The sequence below is a fragment of the Chryseobacterium sp. JJR-5R genome (genome assembly GCF_034047335.1).
Classification (GTDB): Bacteria; Bacteroidota; Bacteroidia; order Flavobacteriales; family Weeksellaceae; genus Chryseobacterium.
This window is the reverse complement of sequence record NZ_CP139137.1, coordinates 2,265,326-2,289,310: the sequence shown is the minus strand read 5'-3', so window position 1 is coordinate 2,289,310 and position 23,985 is coordinate 2,265,326. Positions and strand designations below refer to the sequence as shown.

Below are 23,985 nucleotides of genomic sequence, written 5' to 3'. Positions count from 1 at the left end.
TAAACGAGATAGAACATGGAAAGAAGTACAAGAGTATCAGTTTTTGAAAGCGACAAACCGGCAGAAATCCAATTGATAAAATCCAAACTGGATGACGGGCAGATCACCAATGAAGTTGAAAACAATTATCTTACTTTTACCACTACACCAACGGCTACATCGTTAAAGGTAATGGTAGATCTGGAGGACGAAAAAAGAGCATTTGAGATTATCGATGCCTACCTGCAGCAAAGCGAAAACAAATAAACAATTTCATAATTTTAAATTTTACTACTTCGAACCGAAAATTAATTTTAATTAGTTTTCGGTTTTTTTAATTGAGGTGTTATCAGATGCAAAGCCATCTGCATTTAATACTCCTAGATTAACATAATATAGTGAAGTATCATTTTATCAACAAATTTTTACAGCATGAATTCAGAAATCAGATTAAGAAAAGCAGAAACTGAAGACCGCGATGCAATCTGGGACATCATACAGCAGGCAATTGAAAGAAGAAAACAGGACGGAAGCACACAATGGCAGCAGGGATATCCTAACCTGCAAACTGTAGAAAGCGATATCGAAAAAGATTTCGGATATGTGATGACCGTAAATGAAGAAATTGCAGTATACACAGCGCTGATCCTTAATGACGAACCTGCCTACAATACTATTGACGGTGCCTGGCTGAGCAACGGGGAATTTGTTGTGGTGCACCGTGTTGCCGTCGACAGGAAATTTGCAGGACAAGGCATGGTAAAGAAACTGTTTGACCTGATTGAAGATTTTACAAGGTCCCACGGAATCCAGAGTGTAAAAGTGGATACCAATTTTGACAATACGGCAATGCTCAGAATTCTGGAAAGCAAAGGCTACAGCTACTGCGGCGAAGTTTTTCTGGCAGGCGGAATGAGAAAAGCCTTTGAAAAGATTATTATTTAAACTTATTTAAAAATAAGCCATTGAATTTTTAAACCGTAAGCTATATACAGACTCTATCAAGTTTGTTCGGTTAGTTCAGAACTAATTTATATTTTTGCGTCAAATTTATATACTATGCATAAGCGTATAGAAATTGATAAGAAAATTTTCCAGGAAGCCGTTAAGTTTTACGGTGCTGTTTTCAGCATACCTCCGCTGGCTTCAAAAATCTATGCATATCTGTTGTTTGATTATGATAAGGTAGGCATAACTTTTGACGAGTTTGTCGAGGTCTTTTGTGCAAGCAAGAGTTCGGTTTCTACCAGCATTACCTTGCTGCTGAATGCGGAGCTTATTGTAGACCACAATAAAATGGATGAAAGGAAAAGATATTTTTTTATCAATGACGGCTATAAGAAATTAAGATTTGAAAAAATTGTACAGAAAATGAAAGACGAATTAAAATTACTGGATGACTTAGACCATTTTAAAAAGAAAAATGATGAGGTTGAGGGTGATGACGAAAAGATGGAAGCGTACAAAGCACTTTTAAATAAAAATATAATCAATATTCAGGAATCTCTTAATAAACTATAATATGAATAATAAGCTATTTATACTTTCTGTTGCGGCACTTTCCTTAACTGCCTGCAAAAAAGAAGCTCCCAAACAGGAAGGCCCTAAGCCTTACCCTGTCGTTAATGTGGAGACAAAAAATATAGTCGGCTACCAGACATTTCCTGCCAGCATAGAGGGAAGGGTGAATAATGAGGTACGTGCCAAAATCCAGGGATATATTACCCAGGTGCTGGTGGATGAAGGGCAGTATGTTACCAAAGGCCAGCCTTTGTTCCGTCTGGAAACCAATATTCTTACTGAAAATGCCGCTGCTTCCAAGGCGGGAATCGGCGCTGCTGAATCCAATATCGCGGCTGCTCAGGCTGCCGTAAGTGCTGCTAACGTAGAAGTGAACAAACTGAAGCCGCTGGTACAAAAAAATATCATCAGCAACGTTCAGCTGCAGACGGCACAAGCGAATTTAGCCCAGGCTCAGGCTCAGGTACAGCAGGCAAAAGCGGCCAGAAGCCAGGCAGTTGCCAATTATAAAGGAGTGGCTGCCAATATCGATTATTCCGTGATCCGCGCCCCTATTTCAGGCGTAATCGGAAAACTTCCGCTGAAAGTGGGGAGTTTGGTAGGGCCTACTGACCAGTCGGCATTGACCACGATTTCAGATACATCAGGCATATACGCTTACTTTTCCATGAATGAAAAGGAATATTTTGATTTTCTTGAAAAATCCAAAGGTGCTACCATGCCGGAAAAAATTAAAAACCTGCCGATGGTTGAGCTGCAGCTTGCCAATGGCAGCCTTTACCCTGAAAAAGGCAGGATCGAAGCCATTACAGGACAGATTGATCCTACTACGGGAACCATACAATTCAGGGTAAGCTTTACGAATGCCCAGAAACTGCTGAGCAACGGGAACAGCGGAACCATCAGGCTGCCGAAAGCCTATGACAATGTACTGGTAGTCCCGGAAAGTGCTACGTATGAGCAGCAGGGTATTGTCTACGTCTACAAAGTGGATAAAGGCGACACGGCGAGAAATGTAGTGATCAATGTAATCGACAGGATAGAAAATATGGCGCTTATCAAGTCCGGAATAAATAAAGGCGAAAAAATTGTTGCGGCAGGCGTAGGTGCTTTAAAGCCGGGAACCGCCGTAAAGCCGAAACCCGTAAAAATGGATAGCCTTGTTCAATCTATAAAACCGAAATTCTAACATGATTAAAAATTTTATCAACCGGCCGGTTTTATCTACCGTAATCTCCATTTTGATTGTGATTCTCGGGGTTTTGGGATTGATCTCGCTGCCGGTGACACAGTATCCTGATATTGCACCGGCAACGGTAAGTGTAAGGGCAAATTATACCGGGGCCAATGCTGAAACGGTAATGAAGAGTGTGGTTGTACCTCTTGAAGAACAGATCAACGGGGTTGAAGGAATGGACTATATTACTTCTACAGCAGGGAATGACGGTTCAGCCCAGATCCAGGTATTCTTTAAGCAGGGAGTAGATGCAGATATCGCCGCTGTGAACGTTCAGAACCGTGTGGCCAGGGCGAGCCCGCTGCTTCCAAGTGAAGTTACCCGTTCCGGGGTGGTTACGCAGAAACAGCAGACCAGTGCCCTGATGTACCTTTCCTTCTATTCGGAAAATAAAAATATTGATGATGTCTATCTTCAGAACTTTTTAAATATCAACGTTATTCCGGATCTTCAGAGGATCAACGGAGTAGGGGAAGCCAACGTGTTCGGCGGGAAAAACTATTCCATGAGGATCTGGCTTGATCCGGCTAAACTGGCAGCCTACGGGATTACACCCACTGAAGTGACTACTGCCATCAATGACCAGAGCAGGGAAGCTGCGGCTGGATCTTTGGGACAGAACAGCGGAAGCTCTTTTGAATATATCATTAAATATGTAGGCAAATTCAGTGAAAAGGAGCAGTATGACGATATCATCATCAAATCTCTTCCCGACGGGCAGAATTTAATGCTGAAGGATGTTGCAAAAGTGGAGCTGGGAGGCTTGTCATACAGCGGAATCGGTGAAAACGGGGATAACCCGTCCATCAGTATGGGGGTTTTCCAGACGCCGGGATCCAATGCCCAGGAAATTATTGAGAACATCAAAAAACAGCTGAAAGACAATGAAAGCACTTATCCTGAAGGCGTAAAATATACCTTTAACTTTGATACCAATGAATTTTTGGATGCATCCATTGAAAAAGTAATCCATACTTTGATAGAAGCATTTATCCTGGTATTCATCGTTGTGTATATTTTCTTACAGGATTTCAGGTCCACTTTGATTCCGGCCATTGCGGTTCCGGTATCCATTGTGGGAACATTCTTCTTCCTGAATCTTTTCGGATATTCATTAAATCTTTTAACGCTTTTCGCCCTGGTACTGGCTATCGGTATTGTGGTGGATGATGCCATTGTCGTCGTCGAGGCGGTCCATGCCAAAATGGAAAACGGGATCTCGGATGCTAAAAAAGCAACCATTGAAGCGATGGATGAAATCACAGGAGCTATTATCTCAATTACTTTGGTAATGGCGGCGGTATTTATTCCGGTTACCTTTATTACGGGTCCTACCGGTGTATTTTACCAGCAGTTCGGGATCACGCTGATTATTGCCATTATCATTTCAGCGGTTAATGCATTGACATTAAGTCCGGTTTTATGTTCATTGTTCCTGAAGCCGCATGAAGATCACCATCAGGATTACAAGAATAAAAATTTCATCCAGAAATTCTTTTATAAATTCAATATCGGCTTTAAAACAGCTACGGAACGTTACGGAAGAGGCTTTAATTTTCTTATCAAGCACAAGTGGGTGACTTTGGTTATCCTGGTTATTACCGGAGGTATTATTTACTGGGCAAACGGCAGCATGAAGAAAGGTTTTGTACCTACGGAAGACAGGGGTATTATTTTTACCGACGTACAGCTTCCTCCGGGGGCATCAATGGAAAGAACATACAATGTCCTGAAGACGCTGCAGAAAAATGCCATGCAGATTCCGGGAATCCAGAATGTGACCATTTCTACAGGTAGGGGACTGCTTTCCGGAAACGGAAGTAACAATGGTCTTGCCTTCATCAAATTAAAACCTTTTGACGACAGGACAGGTGACGGATTATCTTCAGAAGAAATATCCAAGCGTCTGTTTGGCCTGGCAGGAAAAGTGCCGGATGCAAAGGTAGTATTCTTCCAGCCGCCGAGTGTGCCGGGATTCGGTAACAGTGCAGGTTTTGAAATGGTGCTTTTGGATAAATCGGGCGGTGATTTTGCCCAGCTGGATGCAAAAACGAACGAATTTATCGGGAACCTGATGCAGCGGCCTGAGATTGAATTTGCCCAGACTTCATTCAATACAAAATATCCTCAGTATATGATGGAGATCAATGTTCCTCTGGCAAAGCAAAAAGGGGTATCGGTGAATGATATTCTTTCGACAATGCAGGGATATATCGGCGGGATTTACGGAGCTGACTTCACCAAATACGGGAAACAGTTCAGGGTAATGATCCAGGCACTTCCTGAAGACAGGGTAGACGCGGATAATCTTAACCAGTATTATATCAAAACCAGTTCCGGGGAGATGTCGCCGATTTCACAGTTCGTTACGCTGACCAAAACGTATGGCCCGCAGTCGGTAGGGCGTTACAACCTGTTTACTTCCGTAAAAATTACCGGAGCAAATAAAGCCGGATTCAGTTCCGGGGATGCTATTACTGCGGTACAGGAAGTGGCAAAGGAAACACTTGACCAGAATTATGATGTTGAATTTACAGGCCTTACCAGGGAAGAATTAAATTCCGGGTCTCAGACTTTGCTGATCTTCGCTTTAAGTCTTGTGTTTGTGTATTTTATTCTTTCTGCTCAGTACGAGAGTTATATTTTACCTTTGGTGGTGGTGATTTCACTTCCGCTTGGGGTAATGGGAGCTTACTTCGGACAGAAAATCATGGGACTGGAAAACAATATTTATTTCCAGATTGCCTTGATCATGCTCGTTGGGTTACTGGCTAAGAATGCGATTCTGATTATTGAATTTGCGGTCCAGAGAAGGCATCACGGTGAAACCATTGTAGAGTCTGCGATCAACGCGGCGAAAGCAAGATTAAGGCCGATCCTGATGACCTCGCTGGCCTTTATCTTTGGTCTGCTTCCGTTGGTTCTGGCGAGCGGGATCGGTGCCGTAGGTAACAGGTCGATTGCAACCGGTGCTTCAATCGGATTACTGATCGGGACTATTTTAGGGGTATTTGTAATCCCGGTACTGTATGTGGTTTTCCAGACTTTACAGGAAAAAATAAAACCGATTAAGCAAAAAGATATTAATCTAGCAGAATAAATTAATGATCGGGAAATTAGCAGTCAGGAATTCAACGGCTTCTGGTTTCCGGATTTTATAACTTCTATTTACTACAATGAAGAGTATTTTAAATATTATAAAAGGAATCACTTTCTCAGTAACTGTTCTTGCAGCGGTATCATCCTGTATGATAAGAAAAGAATACCAGAGGCCGGAACAGGTGGTGGATGAGAAACTGTACCGTACTGATATGCTGCCTTCGGACAGCACCAATATCGCCAATGTTTCATGGAAACAGATTTTTACCGACCCGATCCTCCAGGGCCATATTTCCAAAGCTCTGGATAATAATCTGGACATCAGGATTGCCCTGCAGAACATTGCTTCAGCAGAAGCTTATCTGAAACAGAGCAAAGCAGCTTACCAGCCTACCTTATCGGTAGGACCTAACTATACGTTCCAGACACAGTCTATCAATACGCAGTTCGGGCAGATCATCGGGGCAAGAAGGTATGTCAACCAATATGATATTACCGCCAATATCGCATGGGAAGCTGATATCTGGGGCAGGCTGAAATCACAGGAACGGGCCCAGCTGGCAGCTTACTTAAGCACAGTTGCAGCCCATAAAGCGGTAAAAAGCGATCTGGTTGCCGATATTGCTTCATCTTATTATCAGTTGCTGACATATGATGCCCAAAAGAGGATCATTACCGAAACCATTGCGCTCCGTGAAAGGAATCTTGAAACGACAAAAGCACTCAAGATAGCGGGAACGTTAACTGAAGTTGCCGTTCAGCAGAGCGAGGCCCTTGTATTCAATGCAAAATCAATGCTGATTGACATTGATACCCAGATCAATCTTCTGGAAAACTCGATGAGCCTGCTGATGGGCGAGCCTTCACGTTCCATCGAACGGTCTACTCTTGAGAGCCAGCAGCTTCCTATTGATGTGAAACTGGGATATCCGGCGCAATTGCTGGCTAACCGCCCGGATGTAATGAGGGCAGAATATAACCTGATCAATACCTTTGAACTGACCAATGCTGCCAAAGCACAGTTTTACCCGACTCTGAGGCTTACCGGCAGCGGGGGCGTGCAGTCTGTTGACATTGACCATTTATTCAGCGTAAATTCTTTGTTCGCCAATGTCGTGGGAGGTTTGGCACAGCCGATTTTAAACAGAAGAGCAATCAGGACCAATTATGATGTAAGCCTTGCCAATCAGGAAACGGCTTATCTGAACTTCAGGAAAGCAGTCCTTAATGCAGGAAAAGAAGTTTCTGATGCCATCAGGGTATTCTCGGTGCAGGATTCTTTTATTGAGTTAAAACAGAAAGAATTAAATGCCTATAAGAATTCAGTTGAATATTCTCAGGAACTGGTTAATTACGGGATGGCCAATTATCTTGAAGTATTGAATGCCAGTGTAAATTCCTTAAATGCAGAACTGAATATCGCCAATGCACAATACAATAAAATGAGCGCCGGCGTAGAGCTTTACCAGGCACTTGGAGGCGGATGGAAGTAATTTCATCCTGAAAATATAGCAGAAAAACGCATGTCAAAAATGACACGCGTTTTTTATTGGCCTTAAGCTTGAAATTTTATGAATCTATAAATACCTGATAATTAATTACTAATTTCAAATTGTGTATATGTTAACCGGAAAACACTAAAATATTTAGTAATAAATTTACAAAAGTATTTGCAGATCTATTTTAAATACTTACTTTTGTACCGCTTCAAAACAGAAGCATCACGGGGGATTGGCGCAGTTGGCTAGCGCGTTTGACTGGCAGTCAAAAGGTCACGGGTTCGAATCCCGTATTCTCCACCTCTTATTTAAAGCCCTTCATTCGAAGGGCTTTATTAATTTTACAGATATAAAGAACTATTTAAATTTAGCTGTAAAATATGATTTGCTGCGAATTTTGGTAATTACACAGATTTAAATAAAAAAAAATCAGCTGAATCAGTTAGCGCATATTTAACATAAAAGATAAAGTCGATATAAAATATAAAATTATCATTTTTAAAGAAGCTTTGGAGTAGACAGCAAAATTTTTTCGATAAATATTATATCTGAATGAAATTTTGGCACAATAATTGTAAGTAAAAAGACAACTATTAAAAATAAACAATAAGGAACTCAAAATATTCCCGGCATTTTGTCGGGAATATTTTTTTCGGATCCAGGATTCTTTTTGTCAAAAAAGCAATGTTATTTTAAAATATGTACCTGATAAAAGATAATATACGGCAAAAAAGTGCAGTAATTTCAACCATAGCATGATTTTTATCAAAGAATACTATTTTTGATAGATCCAAAAAGTATTTAAATCAAATAAAAATTCTATATTTGTCACCATTCAAAAACGTATATTTGAAGCCTACCGGTTATTGCTGACATTAATCAGTCCGGATAAACCGTTAAGTGCTAAAACTACTTATAGACTATGAAGAAAATATTTTTACTTTTATTGACTGCTTTTTTATTTATTGGTTGTAGTAAAGATGAAGACACCATTTATGATTTTATCGGAACCTGGGCCGGAACCTATGAAGGCACCGAGAAAGGCAGCTGGAACATTGTTGTGGCCACCGATGGAAAAGTAACGGGGACTATGCATTCAGACCAGAGCACTGAGAATTATTCCATTTCAGGACAGCTTAGCGAATCCGGAGAATTAACGGCAACAGTAGGGATGCCTCAGGACGGAGAATTCAGGGGAACGCTGACCAGAGAAGACAAGAAAGCAAACGGCAGCTGGACCAATTCGGTTCCGACGCCTACAAGATCAGGAACCTGGAAAGGTGAAAAGACATCCAAATAAAAATGTATATCGGTTATATTATATAAAGCTATTCTTCGGAATAGCTTTTTTTTGCCCTATTCCCACCGTAGATTAAGCATGGCAAAAACATAATTTATTATATTTGTAAGCACCTTAGAGCAGAAAACAAAAGAAATATGAAGAACAGCCTGAATCATGGAAATTTAAGACTAAAAACCATTTATGCTTTGCTCATTGCTTCCACCATTTCTGTTTCGTGCGGAAGTTCAAAAAAGATTGCGGTCAAAAGAAACCCGCAGATCTCACCGTCTGTGCCCAAGACCGAAAACCTCCGTAAACTTGATTCCGATTTTAACGGCAGTATTCCGAGATCAATCAGTGAGGTTTTAAAAGATGCTGAAAAATACCTCGGCGCTCCCTATAAATTCGGCGGCAACACATCCTCCGGCTTCGATTGTTCCGGTTTTGCACTGAAAGTGTTTGAAGAAAACGATTACCTGCTTCCCAGAAGATCATCAGACCAGGCAGAGACAGGAAAGAAAATTGACATCCGGGAAGTGAAGCCCGGCGACCTTTTGTTTTTTTCAACAGCAGGGGGAAGCCGCGTATCCCATGTCGGGATCGTTCATGATATCGGAAACAAAGGCGAGGTGAAATTCATCCATGCCTCAACCACAAAAGGAGTAATCATATCATCTTTAAATGAGGCATACTGGAATAAAGCCTATCTGCACGCACAGAGAATATTGTAATTTCTGCGGGGAATAATGCTTTTTTAAGAAATAAATGAACGGCCCAAACTGTTGATTGACATTATTGAATCCTTGAGTTACTGGTCAGGTTTCAGGATCATTTCTAAATATGGAAGAATATGAGAACAGTCCATGAAAAGAGATTGTTAGATCAATCTCTGAAAAATTTCGGAAAAGCAGGTATAAAGATTTATATTGAAGAGTCAAAGCCATAATTGATAACAGCAAATATTTTTTACACAGACATTTTAACTGCTTATACAGATACTTTCAAAATATTTTCCTGAACTTTTTTTGTATCTTTGGCGCGAATAATTTTAAACTACACATAATGTCGTTACAACAAACCATTGAAAATATTTGGGACAACAGAGACCTTTTGCAGAATGAAGACAGCCGGACAGCCATTAGAGAAGTGGTTTCTATGCTGGATTCAGGAACCCTTCGCGTAGCCGAGCCTACAGAAAACGGATGGCAGGTGAATGAATGGGTGAAAAAAGCAGTAGTGATGTATTTCCCGATTCAGAAAATGGAAACGATTGAGGTAGGCCCGTTTGAATTTCATGACAAAATTCCTTTGAAGAGAAACTATGCGGAGAAAGGAGTAAGGGTAGTGCCGCACGCCATTGCAAGAGAAGGTTCTTTTGTGGCGTCAGGGGTTATTTTAATGCCTTCTTACGTAAACATCGGAGCTTATGTGGATTCAGGGACAATGGTAGATACGTGGGCAACAGTAGGAAGCTGTGCACAGATCGGTAAAAATGTCCACCTGAGCGGCGGCGTAGGGATCGGTGGTGTTTTGGAACCGCTTCAGGCTGCTCCGGTAATTATTGAGGATGACTGCTTTATCGGTTCAAGATGTATCGTGGTAGAAGGGGTTCACGTAGAAAAAGAAGCCGTATTGGGAGCGAATGTCGTCCTGACCGCTTCTACAAAAATTATTGATGTTACCGGCCCTGAGCCTGTAGAGATCAAAGGAAGGGTTCCTGCCCGTTCCGTGGTCATTCCGGGAAGCTATACCAAGCAGTACCCGGCAGGGGAATACCAGGTGCCGTGCGCACTCATCATCGGTCAGCGAAAAGAATCTACCGATAAAAAAACTTCTTTAAATGATGCACTGAGAGATAATAATGTAGCTGTTTAAGACACCATTATAAACCAATACTTCACCATTTTGAAAGATAAGTTTCTTAAAATACTGCTAAACCCTAAATACATATTTGGGGTTTATCTTATTATAGCCGTGGCTACGGCACTTTCCAAATATTTCAGGGGAAGCTACGCAATCAACAACTACCTGATTTTCAAAAGCGTATTTTTCAATACACTGGATCAGACCAATCTGTTTACGGAATACCCGGACCGGTTTTTCGATATGAACCATTACGGTGTTTTTTTCAGCATACTCATTGCGCCCTTTGCTCTGATGCCTGACTGGCTGGGAATTACCCTCTGGAATGCTGCCAATACTTTTGTTTTCATTTATGCCATTCATAAGCTTCCTTTTTCCGATGCTAAAAAGGCGCTCTTTGCCCTGTTCTGTCTTCAGGAATACATTACGGCAGCCCTAAGCCTGCAATTCAACATTGCATTGACGGGGCTTCTCCTTCTGTCCGCAGTCTACATTTACGAAAGGAAAGAAACAAAATCCGTTACCGCCATTTTAATAGGGGTTTTTGTTAAAATATACGGGATTGTAGGGCTGTCCCAGTTCTTCTTTATTAAGAACAAAACAAAATTTATCGTTTCAGGATTGATCATCGCCTGTGTATTTTTTGCGCTGCCTATGGTCTATTCAAGCCCGCATTTTGTCGTACAGTGCTATTCGGACTGGTACCAGTCGATTATTGAAAAGAACAGTGCAAACCAGACCCTGGGAAATATGCAGGATATTTCACTGATGGGCTTTTTCAGAAGGATTTTAGGGGATGCTTCCATTTCCAATATCGTATTTCTGGCGTTCGGGTTGCCGCTTTTTGCTTTGCCTTATATCAGGATCCAGCAGTATAAAAATTATGCATTCCAGCTGATGATCCTGGCTTCCACTTTACTGTTTCTGGTATTGTTCAGTTCAAGTTCAGAATCCCCTACCTATATTATTGCCGTTACAGGGGTATTGATCTGGTTTTTCCTGCAGAAGGAAAGAACGCCTTTCATTATCGGTCTGCTGGTATTCGTTATTATTTTTACGTGTTTTTCAACTTCAGACCTGTTCCCGAAATTTGTAAAAAAGAATTATATCATCAAATACTCCTTAAAAGCTGTACCTTGCATTGTCATCTGGATCAGGGTAATCTATGAACTTATGACCAAAGATTTCGAAAAAAGCTACAGCCTCAAATAATCCTATGAAAAAGATTTCAATCGTCATTCCTGCCCATAATGAAGAAGGAAATGTGGCTTTGGTTCATGAAAAAATCAGGCAGGTTTTTTCCGGACTGAGCGATTATGATTTTGAAATAATTTTTGTAAATGACGGAAGCAGGGATCAGACCCAGCAAAAATTAGAGGAACTGTCTCAAAAATATGATGAAGTAAAATTTATTGAATTTTCAAGGAACTTCGGGCATCAGCCTGCCGTAAAAGCCGGGATGGACCATGCCTATGGGAACGCAGTGATCTCAATGGACGGCGACCTCCAGCATCCGCCGGAGCTGATCCCGGAACTGATTAAAAAATGGGAAGAGGGCAATGATATTGTATTCACCGTAAGGAAATACCCCAAAGAAATTTCTATGTTTAAAAGGAGAACCTCAGATTTTTTTTACAAAATCCTTTCTAAGTTATCCGATGTCAATCTCACAAAAGGCGGCGGCTCAGATTTCAGGCTGATGGATGCCAATGCCGTAGAAGTGATGAGACGCTTTAATGAAGATGACCTGTTTTTACGGGGATTAACAAGCTGGATGGGTTTTAAGCAGGCCGGAATAGAATTTACAGCCAATGAAAGACTGTCAGGCCAGAGCAGCTATAACCTGAAGAAGATGGTTACGTTTGCCTTTACGGGCATCACGGCATTCAGTGTAAAGCCGCTTTATATCGCGGCATATCTGGGCTTCCTGTTTTCAGGGCTTTCTGTGGTAGGATATGGTATTTACGTAATCCATTCATTTATTACGGAAACGGAGATCTCAGGCTGGGCATCCCTCATTATGACCATTGTTTTTTTCGGCGGTTTACAGCTGATCATTTTAGGGATTATAGGAATCTACTTGGGCAAAATCTTCAAACAGGTAAAAGAAAGACCGAACTACATCATCAAAAATAAAAATTTTTAACCATGGTTTTATTGAGTTTTGACATTGAGGAATTTGATATGCCACTGGAATACAAAGGTAAGATCCCGTTTGAAAAACAGATTTCCATCTCACAGGCCGGACTGGAAAAAATTCTGGATATCCTTAAAAAGCATCAGATAAAGGCCACTTTTTTCTCAACCGTAGTTTTTGCTGAGAACAGTAAAAACCTGATCAAAAGGTTATTGGATGATGGCCATGAACTGGCTTCCCACACCTGGTTCCACTCGGATTTTGAAGAAAGGCACCTGAAGGAATCCAAAGAAAGGCTGGAAGAATTGTTTTCTGCAAAAGTAACCGGTCTCAGGATGCCGAGAATGATGCCGGTGAGTAAAAATGCGGTAGAAGATGCAGGCTATGCTTATAATTCATCCGTTAACCCTACATTTCTTCCGGGAAGATATAATAATCTCAACGTTTCCAGGACGTATTTTAAAGAAGGGAATGTTACCCAGATCCCGGCTTCGGTGTCCCCTAATTTCAGGATTCCGCTATTCTGGCTGAGCTTTCATAATTTTCCTCTTTCTTTTTACAGGAAACTGGCTTCAGATACGTTAAAGAAAGACCGGTATTTAAATATCTATTTCCACCCCTGGGAATTTGCGGAAATTAAAGATGAAGTCTTTAAATTACCCGGCTTTACCATAAAAAATTCAGGAAACGATATGGTAGAAAGGTTCGATGAATTTATTTCATGGCTTAAAAGTAAAAATTATTCCTTCGGAACCTTCCAGGAATTCCAAAAACAGATTCAGTTATGAAGATTGCTTACGATGCCAAAAGGTTTTTTCACAACACATCCGGATTGGGCAACTATTCCAGGGATCTGGTAAGGATTCTGGCAAAATATTTTCCTGAAAACGAGTATGTTTTGCTTAATAAAAACCAGTCGGAGAGAGGGAAGAATATCATGGAAAACCCTAATGTCCGGTTCGTGGAAACCTCAGGCGGAATGATGTCGCGGCAGCTGAAAATGGGAAAGGATGCCCAAAAACAGGATGCCGATATTTTTCACGGTTTATCCGGTGAACTGCCATTGAAATGGGATAAGGCCCCGATTAAAAAAGTGGTTACCATCCATGATCTCATTTTTATGAGATATCCGCAGTATTATTCTTTTTTCGACCGTAAAATCCATTTTTGGAAATTTAAAAAAGCAGCTGATTCAGCAGACCGGATTATAGCGATTTCCGAGCAGACCAAACAGGATGTCATCCGGTTTCTTAACATTCCTGAAAGTAAAATTGAAGTGATCTACCAGGGCTGCCATCAGGCATTTAAAGAAGAGCAGCCTGATAAATTGATCCTTCAGACCAGAGAGAAATTTAATCTTCCTGAACGTTTTATCTTAAACGTAGGGACCGTTGAAGAGCGTAAGAACCTTTTGAACATTGTTAAAGCCGTAAAAGATACAGGGATTCCTTTGGTCGTGGTGGGGAGAAAGACAAAATACTTTAGGAACATCCTGCAGTTTATTCGGAAAAATAAGATGGAAAACCAAGTTCATTTTCTCGAAGGCGTTTCCATGGATGAGCTGGCGGTAATCTATAAATCAGCAGATATTTTCGTATACCCGAGTTTGTTTGAAGGCTTTGGGATTCCGGTAATTGAAGCCCTGTTTTCAAAAACGGTTGTCATCACCAGCAATACGAGTTGCCTTCCTGAGGCGGGAGGACCGGATTCCGTATATATCAATCCCGGAAATGCAGCCGATATTTCAGCCAAAATACAGTTTCTATGGAACAATGAATCTGAGCGGCAGCGTCGTGCGGATAAGGGTTTCGAGTTCGTACAGAAATTCAATGATGAACCGATTGCCGGTCATCTGATGGCGCTTTACCGAAAAATTATTTCATAAAATCCTTGGATGTTTCAAAATAAGTCCTACATTTGCAAAATACATTTCAACAATGAAACCGAATTTTTTAACAGTACATCATTATCATCATCATCTCTGCTAGACGGAATTGATTGATCGATACGATATGTTAGAAATCAAAATAATTAAAAACCGTCTGAGTAAACAGGCGGTTTTTTGTTTCTGAATTCATCCCGGAAAATCTTTACCATCCACCCGTTTTATTTACTCAGGCATTAATAAAAATCAAATGAGTAAATTAAAAATTGCCATACAGAAAAGCGGACGGCTTTACGAAGAATCCCTTCAGCTCCTTAAAGACTGCGGAATCTTCATCAATAACGGAAAAGACCAGCTCAAAGTGTCTGTAGACAACTTTCCTCTGGAAATCATGTACCTGAGAAACTCGGATATCCCGCAGTATCTGGAAGATGGGGTGGTAGACATTGCCATTGTAGGCGAAAACCTCCTCGCGGAAAAAGACAAGAATATCGAGATTGTCCAGAAGCTCGGTTTTTCAAAATGCCGCGTTTCATTAGCCGTTCCGAAAGAGGTGGAAACAGATCAGCTCAGTTACTTCCAGGGCAAAAAAATTGCTACCTCCTATCCCAATACCCTTAAAACCTTTCTTCAGGAAAACAATATTTCAGCCGATATCCATGTCATTTCAGGCTCCGTGGAAATTGCCCCGAATATCGGCCTTGCGGACGGAATATGTGATATTGTGAGTTCAGGAAGCACTTTATTTAAGAACGGTCTCAGGGAAACAGTCACCCTTTTATTATCCGAAGCCGTTCTGGCGAAAACCTTCAGCCTGAATGATGAAAAAGAAGCTGTTCTCGGCAGATTACTGTTCAGGATCAAAGCCGTTTTAAAAGCAAAAAATTCAAAATATATTCTGATGAATGTTCCGAACGATAAAATTAGAATCATCTCTGAAGCCCTACCGGTTCTTAAAAGCCCGACGGTTATTCCCCTCGCGCAGGAAGGGTGGAGCAGCATCCATTCCGTGATTAACGAAGACCGGTTCTGGGAAGTTATTGATGAACTCAAAAACAAAGGTGCTCAGGATATTTTAATAATTCCAATTGATAAAATGGTGATATAAGATGAACATTTCAAAATATCCACAGAAGAATATATGGCCGGAACTGGTGAAAAGGCCGGTGTTAGAAAGGGCAGGACTTACAGAAACCGTATCGGAGATCTTTGCAGAAGTACGCAGGAACGGTGACCGGGCATTAATCGGGTTCAATAAAAAATTTGACAAGGCTGATGTTGACCAGGTCCTGGTGTCTGAACAGGAAGTGAAAAATGCTGAAAATACATTGCCGGAAGAACTGAAAATTGCAATCCAGCAGGCTAAAGAGAATATCACAAAATTTCATGCTTCGCAAAATCCTGAAATTCAGAAAATAGAAACAATGGCAGGAATAGCCTGCTGGAGGGAAAACCGGGCAATTGAAAAAGTCGGGATCTATATTCCGGGAGGAACAGCACCTTTGTTTTCTACTGTGCTGATGCTGGCGGTTCCGGCACAATTGGCAGGCTGCAAGGAAATTATTTTATGTACGCCCCCGGATAAAAACGGGCAGATCAACCCGGCAGTCCTTTACGCGGCACAGCTTTGCGGAGTCCGTAAAATATTCAGAACAGGCGGGGCACAGGCCATTGCAGCCATGACATTCGGGACTGAAAGCATTCCGGACGTGTATAAAATCTTCGGACCCGGAAACCAGTATGTAGTGGCTGCAAAAGAATATGCGCAGAATTACAACGTCGCCATCGACATGCCTGCCGGCCCCAGTGAAGTCCTGGTTATTGCCGATGAGTTTGCCGTTCCGGAGTTTTGTGCAGCAGACCTTCTTTCCCAGGCAGAGCACGGAAGCGACAGCCAGGTTATCTTTGTGACAATAGATGAAACGGTTCTTAACCGGACGGTTGAGGAAACAGAAAAACAGCTCAGGGATCTTCCGAGAAACGAAATGGCCCGGCAATCTTTAAAAAACAGTCATTTTATTTTAATGGAATCCATTGAAGAAGCTTTGCAATTCAGCAACATCTATGCTCCCGAACACTTGATTCTGGCAGTAAAAGATTTTGAAAAATACATCCCGGAAATTGAAAATGCCGGTTCGGTTTTCCTGGGGAATTATTCCTGCGAAAGTGCCGGGGATTATGCCAGCGGAACCAATCATACCCTTCCTACAAACGGTTTTGCCAGGAATTACAGTGGTGTTTCCCTGGACAGCTTTGTCAAGAAAATCACTTTTCAGCACCTGTCTGCTGAAGGATTGTCTAATGTAGGGAAAACCATAGAAGTCATGGCGGAAGCAGAAGGGCTTCTCGCTCACAAAAATGCCGTTTCCATAAGATTAAAACAACAGAATGAAAGCATTTAACATCAGCCGCTTCGTGCGTAAAAATATCCTGGAACTTAAGCCGTACACCAGTTTCAGGGACCATAATGAATTTGGCAGCCCTGTTTTTATGGATGCCAATGAAAGCCCATTCGGAAGCCTGAACCGTTATCCGGATTCCACACAGAAGAAACTGAGGCAGAAACTTTCTGTCATGAAAAATGTTTCTCCTGATAACATTGCCCTTGGCAACGGGAGCGACGAACTGATAGATCTGATCATCAAAATTTTCTGTGAACCTAAAAAAGATGTAGTGTTGAGGATGAACCCTTCTTTTGCCATGTATGATTTTTATGCCTCGATTAATGAAAATAAAGTCGTAAAGCTGGATTTAAATGAGAATTTCGATATCGCAAAAGATGATTTTTTAAACCTGATAAATAATGATCAGCCAAAGATTTTTTTTCTGTGTTCTCCGAACAATCCTACCGGGAACAGCATTGAAGACCTGGAATTTTATATTGAAAATTTTAACGGGATTGTGGTGGTGGATGAAGCGTACATTGAATTTTCCGGCAGGAAATCATGTATTGAACTGCTGAATAAGTATCCGAACCTTATTGTCCTTCAGACCTTCTCGAAAGCCTGGGGAATGGCAGGCGCAAGGGTAGGCATGGCTTATGCATCTGAAGAAATTATCAAACTTATTAATACAGTAAAAGCGCCTTATAATATCAACTCATTAAGCCTGGACATGGTCCTGAAAACAATTGACAGCCTCGGACCGTTAATGCAGAACATAGAAAATATTCTCCTTGAAAAATCCTGGCTGAAAGATCAGTTTGAAAACATCAGCTGTGTAAAAAAAGTATATCCCAGCGAGGCTAATTTCTTTCTGATTGGGTTTGAAAATGGAGATAAAGTATATGAACAGCTGCTGGAAAAGGAAATTTTAACCAGTAAGAGAAGTCCACAGATTCCGGATTGTATCAGAATCAATGTAGGAACCAGAGAAGAAAATAAAAGACTGATTGCCGTTTTACAAAATATTGAATTATGAAAAAAGTATTGTTTATAGACCGTGACGGGACACTGATTATTGAACCGGAACATGATTTCCAGGTGGATTCCCTGGAAAAGCTTGAATTCTATCCGGGTGTCTTTCAAAACCTGTCAAAAATTACCAATGAACTGGATTATGAGCTGGTCATGATCACCAACCAGGACGGATTGGGAACCGAAAGCTTTCCTTACGAAGATTTTATCAAACCTCATGAAAAGATGCTCAAGGCTTTTGAAAATGAAGGGATTGTCTTCAGTGATATTTTAATTGACAGAAGTTTCGAGCACGAAAATAAGCCGACCCGAAAACCACAGACCGGAATGTTGGGAAAATATATTTACGGTGATTATGACCTGGAAAATTCTTTCGTGATCGGGGACAGGCTGACCGATATCCGGCTGGCGGGAAACCTGAATTCAAAAGCCATCTTTATCAGTGCCGTTCAAAATGAAGATGCAGCGTTGACCACCGAAAGCTGGAACGAAATCTATTCTTATCTGAAACAGGTTCCGCGTAAAGCAAAAGTATCGAGAAAAACCAATGAAACGGATATTGAAATTGAAATTAACCTGGATGGAAATGGTTTGTCTGACATTTCAACAGGGCTTCATTTTTTTGACCATATGCTGGAACAGATTGCCAGACACGGCAATGTAGATTTGAAAATAAAGGCAAAAGGAGATCTGCAGGTTGATGAACACCACACCATTGAAGATACCGGAATTGTATTGGGACAGGCCGTCCTGGAAGCGCTGGGAAAGAAAAAAGGAATTGAAAGATATGGTTTCCTGCTGCCTATGGATGACTGCCTGGCGCAGGTAGCCGTTGATTTCGGAGGACGCCCGTGGCTGGTGTGGGATGCAGATTTCAAACGAGATAAAATAGGGGATGTGCCTACTGAAATGTTTTATCATTTCTTTAAATCTTTTACTGACTCGGGACGGTGCAATATCAATATCAAAGCAGACGGTGACAATGAGCACCATAAAATAGAATCTGTTTTTAAAGCATTTGCAAAATCAATAAAAGCAGCGGTACAGCAGAACGGTCAGAACTTTAACATCCCATCAACAAAAGGAAGCTTATAAAACGATATGGTTGCTATTATAAAATACAACGGCGGAAATGTAAATTCCGTACAGAATGCTTTGGACAGGCTGAATACCCGGTCGGTAATTACTGATGATCCCGAGGTGATCAGAAATGCAGACAAAGTGATTTTCCCGGGCGTGGGTGAAGCTTCGTCTACGATGAAGATGCTGAAAGAAAAGGGCCTGGACCTCTTGATCCCGGCATTACAGCAGCCGGTATTGGGGATCTGCCTGGGAATGCAGCTCATGTGTGCGAGTAATGAAGAAGGCAATACAGCCGGAATGGGAATTTTTGATATCCAGGTTAAGAGATTTCCTGCTGAAAATATTGTTCCGCATATGGGCTGGAATACACTTTCAGATTTTAAATCAAACCTTTTTTCGGACAGTAAAGAAGAAAATGATGTGTATTTTGTCCACAGCTTTTATTGTGAATTATCCGAATATACAACTTCGGTCTGTGATTATATCCTGCCGTTCAGCGCATCCCTGCAGAAAGATAATTTTTACGCCGTGCAGTTTCACCCGGAGAAGTCCGGAAGTGCAGGAAGCCGTTTGTTACATAACTTTTTAAATATTAAATGATGAAAATTATTCCAGCCATTGATATTATTGACGGCAAATGTGTACGGCTTTCAAAAGGTGATTATGATACCGTGAAGGTGTATAACGAAAATCCGTTAGAAGTAGCTAAAGAATTTGAAGCTTCTGGAATTCAGTTCCTTCATCTTGTGGATCTCGACGGGGCGAAATCCAGGCATATCGTCAACCACAAAATATTGGAAACCATTGCCCGGGAAACGTCTTTAAAAATAGACTTCGGCGGCGGGCTGAAGACTTCGGAAGATATTGAAACCGCTTTTAGTGCCGGGGCAGAACAGATTACCATCGGAAGCATTGCCGTTCAGGATCCGGAATTCTGCTTTAACCTGATTTCAACATTTGGAGCCGAAAGGATTATTCTGGGCGCCGACTGCAAAGACCGGAAAATAAAAACTTCAGGCTGGCTGGAGGAAAGTGATGAGGATGTTATTAATTTCATTCTTCAGTATCAGCAGAAAGGAATTCAGCATGTGATCTGTACCGATATTGCCAAAGACGGGATGTTACAGGGGCCTTCAGAAGTGTTGTATCAGGATATTTTATCCAGTACTTCTGTTCAGCTGGTAGCAAGCGGCGGGATCTCAAAAATGGAAGATGTATACCGGATGAAAGAAATAGGATGCTCAGGAACCATTATCGGGAAAGCGATTTACGAAGGTAAAATCAGTCTGGACGAGCTCCGGGAATTTATAGATGCCTGATTAAATCCGGTAAAACCGTTTGATTAAAAATAAACCATACCGATTAATTACAACAAAATAAAAATGTTAAAAAAAAGAATCATACCCTGTCTGGACATCAAAGACGGGACAACGGTTAAAGGCATTCAGTTTGAAGGTCTGCGGAATGCCGGAAACCCTGTTGAACTGGCCAAAAAGTATGAAAATGACGGAGCCGATGAACTGGTTTTCCTGGATATTACCGCAACCGTTGAAGAGCGCAAAACGTTTGCTGAATTGGTGAAAAATATTGCGCGGGAGCTCAGTATTCCTTTCACGGTAGGCGGTGGCATTTCAACCGTTGAAGATGTCAGGAAACTGCTGGAAGCCGGAGCCGATAAAATCAGCATCAATTCTTCTGCCGTTAAAAACCCCGGACTGATTTCTGATCTGGCAAAAGAATTCGGAAGCCAGTGTATTGTTGTGGCCATTGATACAAAACACATCAACGGTTCAGATTGGGTACACATCAGAGGCGGAAGGGAAATCACCGGTTTTAAAACCCTGGATTGGGCAAAAAAAGCAGAAATACTGGGAGCCGGAGAGATTCTTCTGACATCGATGGACGGAGACGGAATGAAAAACGGCTTTGACCTGAGGATTACAAAAGAGGTTTCTGAAAACATCGGCATTCCTGTCATTGCTTCAGGCGGTGCCGGAAAAACCGGAGATTTTGAAAAGGTCTTCGTAGAAACGAAAGCAACAGGCGCACTGGCTGCCAGCATTTTTCACTTCGGGGAAGTTGGGATCAGGAACCTGAAGAATGAACTAAAATCTAAAAAAATAGCAGTACGATGAATATAAACTTTGATAAAAGCAACGGACTGGTTCCTGTTATTGTCCAGGACGACCATACCCTGCAGGTACTTATGCTGGGATACATGAATCAGGAAGCTTATGAGAAAACAGAAAAAGAACAGGTGGTGACCTTTTTCAGCCGTTCCAAAAACAGGTTATGGACCAAAGGCGAAGAATCCGGGAATTTCCTTGCCGTAAAAAGCATGGCTGTTGACTGTGACCGGGACACGGTACTCATAAAGGCAGTTCCCGGAAAGACAGTTTGCCATACGGGAAGCTTCAGCTGTTTCGGGGATAAAGAAACCAAAGGTTTTCTCTATGAACTGGAGTCCAAAATCAGCCAAAGGATTGATGAGAAAACAGAAGATTCTTATACCTACTCATTATTTCAGAAAGGCATCAACAAAGTAGCCCAGAAAGTAGGAGAGGAAGCAGTAGAACTGGTGATCGAAGCAAAGGATGACAATGAAAACCTGTTTAAAAACGAAGCAGCTGATCTTTTGTACCACTTTCTGATTTTACTGAAGGCAAAAGGGACACAGCTTGAAGATATTGAAAAAATACTTTTAGAAAGAATGAAATAAAAAGAGGGGAGCGGAAAAAAAGTCTGACAGGGTCTTAGCGCTTACGGCTAAGTACAGATAGGATCACAATATGACTTGCAGACCAAACATGACTTCACTGATGGATTAATTAAAAAAAATTAACTCCCCTCTTAAAAACTAATAATGAATTTTTACTGATTGCAAAGTAAGTCCATCACAGCAATCCTGGCAAATGAACCGGGTACCATCAAGGTACTTTACCCTGAAAAAACGGTTATGACTGATAAAAATCCCGCAGCCAGATATTGAGATCCTGCTTGGGAGGAATGTACAGCCTTTTTCTCAGATTGTGTTTGTTGTTTTTAACGGTCTGAATTGCTTTAAAGGTATACACAGCAATATCTTTCGTAGTAAATCCCAAGAAAGTATAGGCACATAAAATAAGCTCCGAGGTCTTGATATCCGGATTTGCGGATAATATTTTTTTACTGAAATCAGGATACAGCTTCTGAAACAGCGACCAGAATTCGGGAAGGTTTTTTTTTGCAGCTTCCAAAACTTCATTCAGGGCATCTCCCACTTTCATTGAAAGTGTAGAAGTTTCCTGCTCGGCTTTTAAAAGAACAGTTTCCTTCTGCCTGATCATAAGATCTTTTTTACGCTGTGTTTTGGCATGATAATAGAAGAAAAAGCCCAGGAGACCTCCGGCAGAAACAATGACAACGACCAGCCACAGGTTCCGGTATTGTTTTTCCTCTGCATGTTCAGATACTTTTTCGCCGATCAGGGTATTTGTAGTTACCAATACCTCATTGTTCAGATGGTTGGAAAAATGTTCATGAGCAGCCTGGTATTGTTCATAATAGAGCCGGTAGTTTTTATCATCTCCCAAAGAATGGTATATCGTATAAATACTTTTCAGCAGGCCGGGGCCATTTGCTGAAAAAGAGTTTTTATTGTACCGGTTGATGTCAGACAAAGCTTTCAGATAATATTCCAGTGCTTTCTTTTGGTCGCCTTTTGCATAGTACAGATTTCCTATGGAGTTAAGGAATCTATTTTTATGGACAAAACCTTCTTTGAAACTATAGTGATAGGCCTTGAAAAGATAGTACTGTGCTGAATCCAGGTTTTTTCTTTCTAAAAAAATTTCCCCTCTTACGTTATAAAAATAAGATTTGAACTTGAAAATCATTTTAATGGCACCATATTCCTTTTCTGGGATCTGGCGTAAAATCTGCTGGCATTGATGCGAATAACGGTCTGACTGTTCCGGGTTACTGACGACCAGGCTCAGGCCGTACAGGGTTCTGGCTTTTACAATACGCGCTTCTACCGATAGATCGTCATCCAGGATATGCAGTACCTCGTCACTTCGTTTTTCTGTTTTAATGCATGCAGACTGTTCTGGTCTGATGATTTTCTAATAATCAGCCTGTCTTCTGCGGTCTGCGCGACTGTAGCGATGCTTACCAGCTGTGCAATGAAAATTATTTTCAGTTTCATAATAGGTTTTGTTCTTAAGTATTTGATTAACGGCTAAAATGAATATCCCAGGCCTACCCCCAGGTTAGGAATGATACCGCTGGCTTTGGCATCGTTGGGTTTAGGCATATTTCTATCTTCTTTGTAATTGAGCGATAAATAAGAAGCTCCTCCTTATACATCAATGGTGAACCCACTTTTAAACAGCCACTGATACCCCACCAATGCACTCACATCAAATGCATTATAAGAATCCCTCATCTCTTTTTTGTTCAAGGTATATTTGGTGCGGCCACCTCCGAAACCTACCGATCCGGAAAAGAACAGTCCCTGTAGCGCCTCTTGGGTATAATATCGGTAAAAAGCATTTCCTCCCGTAAAATTATACTTGTAAGGATTGATTTTAAATTCCCCGTATCCGGCACTTACCCCTACGCTTGAATGCCCGCTTACCACTCTTTCATAGTAAACAAGATCACTTCCTCCGCCAAGAACTACCGAAACCGGATTGATTTTAATGGAATTTTTCTGCTGGGCAGAAGCCGCAGCACATGCAGCAAAACAAAATGCAATTAAATGTTTTTCATTTCTTCAAATTTTTAAGTTTATAAATGGATCATACGCCATGATGCTGGCAAGAATAACGTTTGCAAATAAAACGATATATGGGAAATTTATTGAAAAACAGAGGTGCCATCAAGGTACTTAATAAGTTAAGTTATTGAAAATCAAAATTTTATTAATCGGTATTGAATCCCGTTATTTGATTATAAAGGATCTGAAAATTTCATGTTTCCATCAGATAAAGAGTTATAATTA

General features: G+C 41.2%; 24 protein-coding genes and 1 tRNA gene. 22 read left to right on the top strand and 3 right to left on the bottom strand.

Annotation, left to right across the window (positions count from 1 at the left end; all coding sequences use genetic code 11):
• The first annotated feature begins 15 nt into the window (after nucleotides 1-15).
• The 22 genes from SD427_RS10195 to hisIE all read left to right on the top strand — a co-directional run bounded on the left by SD427_RS10195 (nucleotide 16) and on the right by hisIE (nucleotide 21,720).
• A complete protein-coding gene (locus SD427_RS10195; protein WP_320557685.1) occupies nucleotides 16-246 on the top strand; it encodes a DUF2007 domain-containing protein in 231 nt (76 codons plus the stop codon).
• Between the two features lie 165 nt (nucleotides 247-411).
• Nucleotides 412-924, top strand: a complete 513-nt coding sequence (locus tag SD427_RS10190; RefSeq protein ID WP_320557684.1) for a GNAT family N-acetyltransferase — start codon at nucleotides 412-414, stop codon at nucleotides 922-924.
• Nucleotides 925-1,038: 114 nt separating this feature from the next.
• On the top strand, nucleotides 1,039-1,500 hold the full coding sequence (locus SD427_RS10185; RefSeq protein WP_320557683.1) for a transcriptional regulator: 462 nt from the start codon (nucleotides 1,039-1,041) through the stop codon (nucleotides 1,498-1,500).
• Between the two features lies 1 nt (nucleotide 1,501).
• Nucleotides 1,502-2,689 (top strand): efflux RND transporter periplasmic adaptor subunit, encoded by a 1,188-nt coding sequence (locus tag SD427_RS10180; RefSeq protein WP_320557682.1) that lies wholly within the window; start codon nucleotides 1,502-1,504, stop codon nucleotides 2,687-2,689.
• Nucleotide 2,690: 1 nt separating this feature from the next.
• Entirely contained in the window at nucleotides 2,691-5,837 is a 3,147-nt protein-coding gene (locus SD427_RS10175; RefSeq protein ID WP_320557681.1) for an efflux RND transporter permease subunit, read from the top strand.
• Between the two features lie 76 nt (nucleotides 5,838-5,913).
• Nucleotides 5,914-7,329: an efflux transporter outer membrane subunit gene (locus SD427_RS10170; RefSeq protein ID WP_320557680.1), complete on the top strand. Its 1,416-nt coding sequence runs from the start codon at nucleotides 5,914-5,916 to the stop codon at nucleotides 7,327-7,329.
• Nucleotides 7,330-7,561: 232 nt separating this feature from the next.
• Nucleotides 7,562-7,635, top strand: a tRNA-Ala gene (locus SD427_RS10165).
• 622 nt (nucleotides 7,636-8,257) lie between these two features.
• The gene (locus SD427_RS10160; RefSeq protein ID WP_320557679.1) at nucleotides 8,258-8,635 is read left to right on the top strand and encodes a hypothetical protein; all 378 of its coding nucleotides are present in this window, start codon (nucleotides 8,258-8,260) and stop codon (nucleotides 8,633-8,635) included.
• 137 nt (nucleotides 8,636-8,772) lie between these two features.
• Complete coding sequence (locus tag SD427_RS10155; protein ID WP_320557678.1) at nucleotides 8,773-9,348, top strand: C40 family peptidase; 576 nt, start codon at nucleotides 8,773-8,775, stop codon at nucleotides 9,346-9,348.
• Nucleotides 9,349-9,679: 331 nt separating this feature from the next.
• Nucleotides 9,680-10,492 (top strand): 2,3,4,5-tetrahydropyridine-2,6-dicarboxylate N-succinyltransferase, encoded by an 813-nt coding sequence (locus SD427_RS10150; RefSeq protein WP_320557677.1) that lies wholly within the window; start codon nucleotides 9,680-9,682, stop codon nucleotides 10,490-10,492.
• Between the two features lie 30 nt (nucleotides 10,493-10,522).
• Nucleotides 10,523-11,692, top strand: a complete 1,170-nt coding sequence (locus SD427_RS10145) for a glycosyltransferase family 87 protein (RefSeq protein ID WP_320557676.1) — start codon at nucleotides 10,523-10,525, stop codon at nucleotides 11,690-11,692.
• A 4-nt stretch (nucleotides 11,693-11,696) separates the two neighbouring features.
• Nucleotides 11,697-12,626, top strand: a complete 930-nt coding sequence (locus SD427_RS10140) for a glycosyltransferase family 2 protein (protein ID WP_320557675.1) — start codon at nucleotides 11,697-11,699, stop codon at nucleotides 12,624-12,626.
• A gap of 2 nt (nucleotides 12,627-12,628) precedes the next feature.
• Nucleotides 12,629-13,405, top strand: coding sequence for a polysaccharide deacetylase family protein (locus SD427_RS10135; RefSeq protein ID WP_320557674.1), 777 nt, complete (start codon nucleotides 12,629-12,631; stop codon nucleotides 13,403-13,405).
• Nucleotides 13,402-14,502, top strand: coding sequence for a glycosyltransferase family 1 protein (locus SD427_RS10130; RefSeq protein WP_320557673.1), 1,101 nt, complete (start codon nucleotides 13,402-13,404; stop codon nucleotides 14,500-14,502). The genes SD427_RS10135 and SD427_RS10130 overlap by 4 nt, the downstream gene beginning before the upstream one ends.
• Nucleotides 14,503-14,752: 250 nt before the next feature.
• The gene (gene hisG, locus SD427_RS10125; RefSeq protein ID WP_320557672.1) at nucleotides 14,753-15,610 is read left to right on the top strand and encodes an ATP phosphoribosyltransferase; all 858 of its coding nucleotides are present in this window, start codon (nucleotides 14,753-14,755) and stop codon (nucleotides 15,608-15,610) included.
• A 1-nt stretch (nucleotide 15,611) separates the two neighbouring features.
• A complete protein-coding gene (gene hisD / locus SD427_RS10120) occupies nucleotides 15,612-16,904 on the top strand; it encodes a histidinol dehydrogenase (protein ID WP_320557671.1) in 1,293 nt (430 codons plus the stop codon).
• Nucleotides 16,891-17,922, top strand: a complete 1,032-nt coding sequence (gene hisC, locus SD427_RS10115) for a histidinol-phosphate transaminase (protein ID WP_320557670.1) — start codon at nucleotides 16,891-16,893, stop codon at nucleotides 17,920-17,922. The genes hisD and hisC overlap by 14 nt, the downstream gene beginning before the upstream one ends.
• Nucleotides 17,919-19,013: a bifunctional histidinol-phosphatase/imidazoleglycerol-phosphate dehydratase HisB gene (hisB, locus tag SD427_RS10110; protein WP_320557669.1), complete on the top strand. Its 1,095-nt coding sequence runs from the start codon at nucleotides 17,919-17,921 to the stop codon at nucleotides 19,011-19,013. The genes hisC and hisB overlap by 4 nt, the downstream gene beginning before the upstream one ends.
• Before the next feature lie 6 nt (nucleotides 19,014-19,019).
• Entirely contained in the window at nucleotides 19,020-19,601 is a 582-nt protein-coding gene (hisH, locus tag SD427_RS10105) for an imidazole glycerol phosphate synthase subunit HisH (RefSeq protein WP_320557668.1), read from the top strand.
• Nucleotides 19,601-20,320, top strand: coding sequence for a 1-(5-phosphoribosyl)-5-[(5-phosphoribosylamino)methylideneamino]imidazole-4-carboxamide isomerase (gene hisA / locus SD427_RS10100; RefSeq protein WP_320557667.1), 720 nt, complete (start codon nucleotides 19,601-19,603; stop codon nucleotides 20,318-20,320). Before hisH ends, hisA begins: the two co-directional genes overlap by 1 nt.
• Nucleotides 20,321-20,383: 63 nt before the next feature.
• Nucleotides 20,384-21,136, top strand: a complete 753-nt coding sequence (hisF, locus tag SD427_RS10095) for an imidazole glycerol phosphate synthase subunit HisF (protein ID WP_320557666.1) — start codon at nucleotides 20,384-20,386, stop codon at nucleotides 21,134-21,136.
• Nucleotides 21,133-21,720 carry a bifunctional phosphoribosyl-AMP cyclohydrolase/phosphoribosyl-ATP diphosphatase HisIE gene (hisIE, locus tag SD427_RS10090; protein ID WP_320557665.1) on the top strand — a complete coding sequence of 196 codons (588 nt, stop codon included), beginning with the start codon at nucleotides 21,133-21,135 and terminating at the stop codon, nucleotides 21,718-21,720. Before hisF ends, hisIE begins: the two co-directional genes overlap by 4 nt.
• A gap of 235 nt (nucleotides 21,721-21,955) precedes the next feature.
• Here the strand turns inward: hisIE and SD427_RS10085 are convergent, their stop codons facing one another.
• The 3 genes from SD427_RS10085 to SD427_RS10075 form a co-directional block, all read right to left on the bottom strand.
• Entirely contained in the window at nucleotides 21,956-22,876 is a 921-nt protein-coding gene (locus SD427_RS10085; RefSeq protein WP_320557664.1) for a hypothetical protein, read from the bottom strand.
• A 137-nt stretch (nucleotides 22,877-23,013) separates the two neighbouring features.
• Nucleotides 23,014-23,187, bottom strand: a complete 174-nt coding sequence (locus SD427_RS10080; protein WP_320557663.1) for a hypothetical protein — start codon at nucleotides 23,185-23,187, stop codon at nucleotides 23,014-23,016.
• Nucleotides 23,188-23,340: 153 nt separating this feature from the next.
• Nucleotides 23,341-23,622 (bottom strand): hypothetical protein, encoded by a 282-nt coding sequence (locus tag SD427_RS10075; protein WP_414017688.1) that lies wholly within the window; start codon nucleotides 23,620-23,622, stop codon nucleotides 23,341-23,343.
• Nucleotides 23,623-23,985 lie beyond the last annotated feature (363 nt).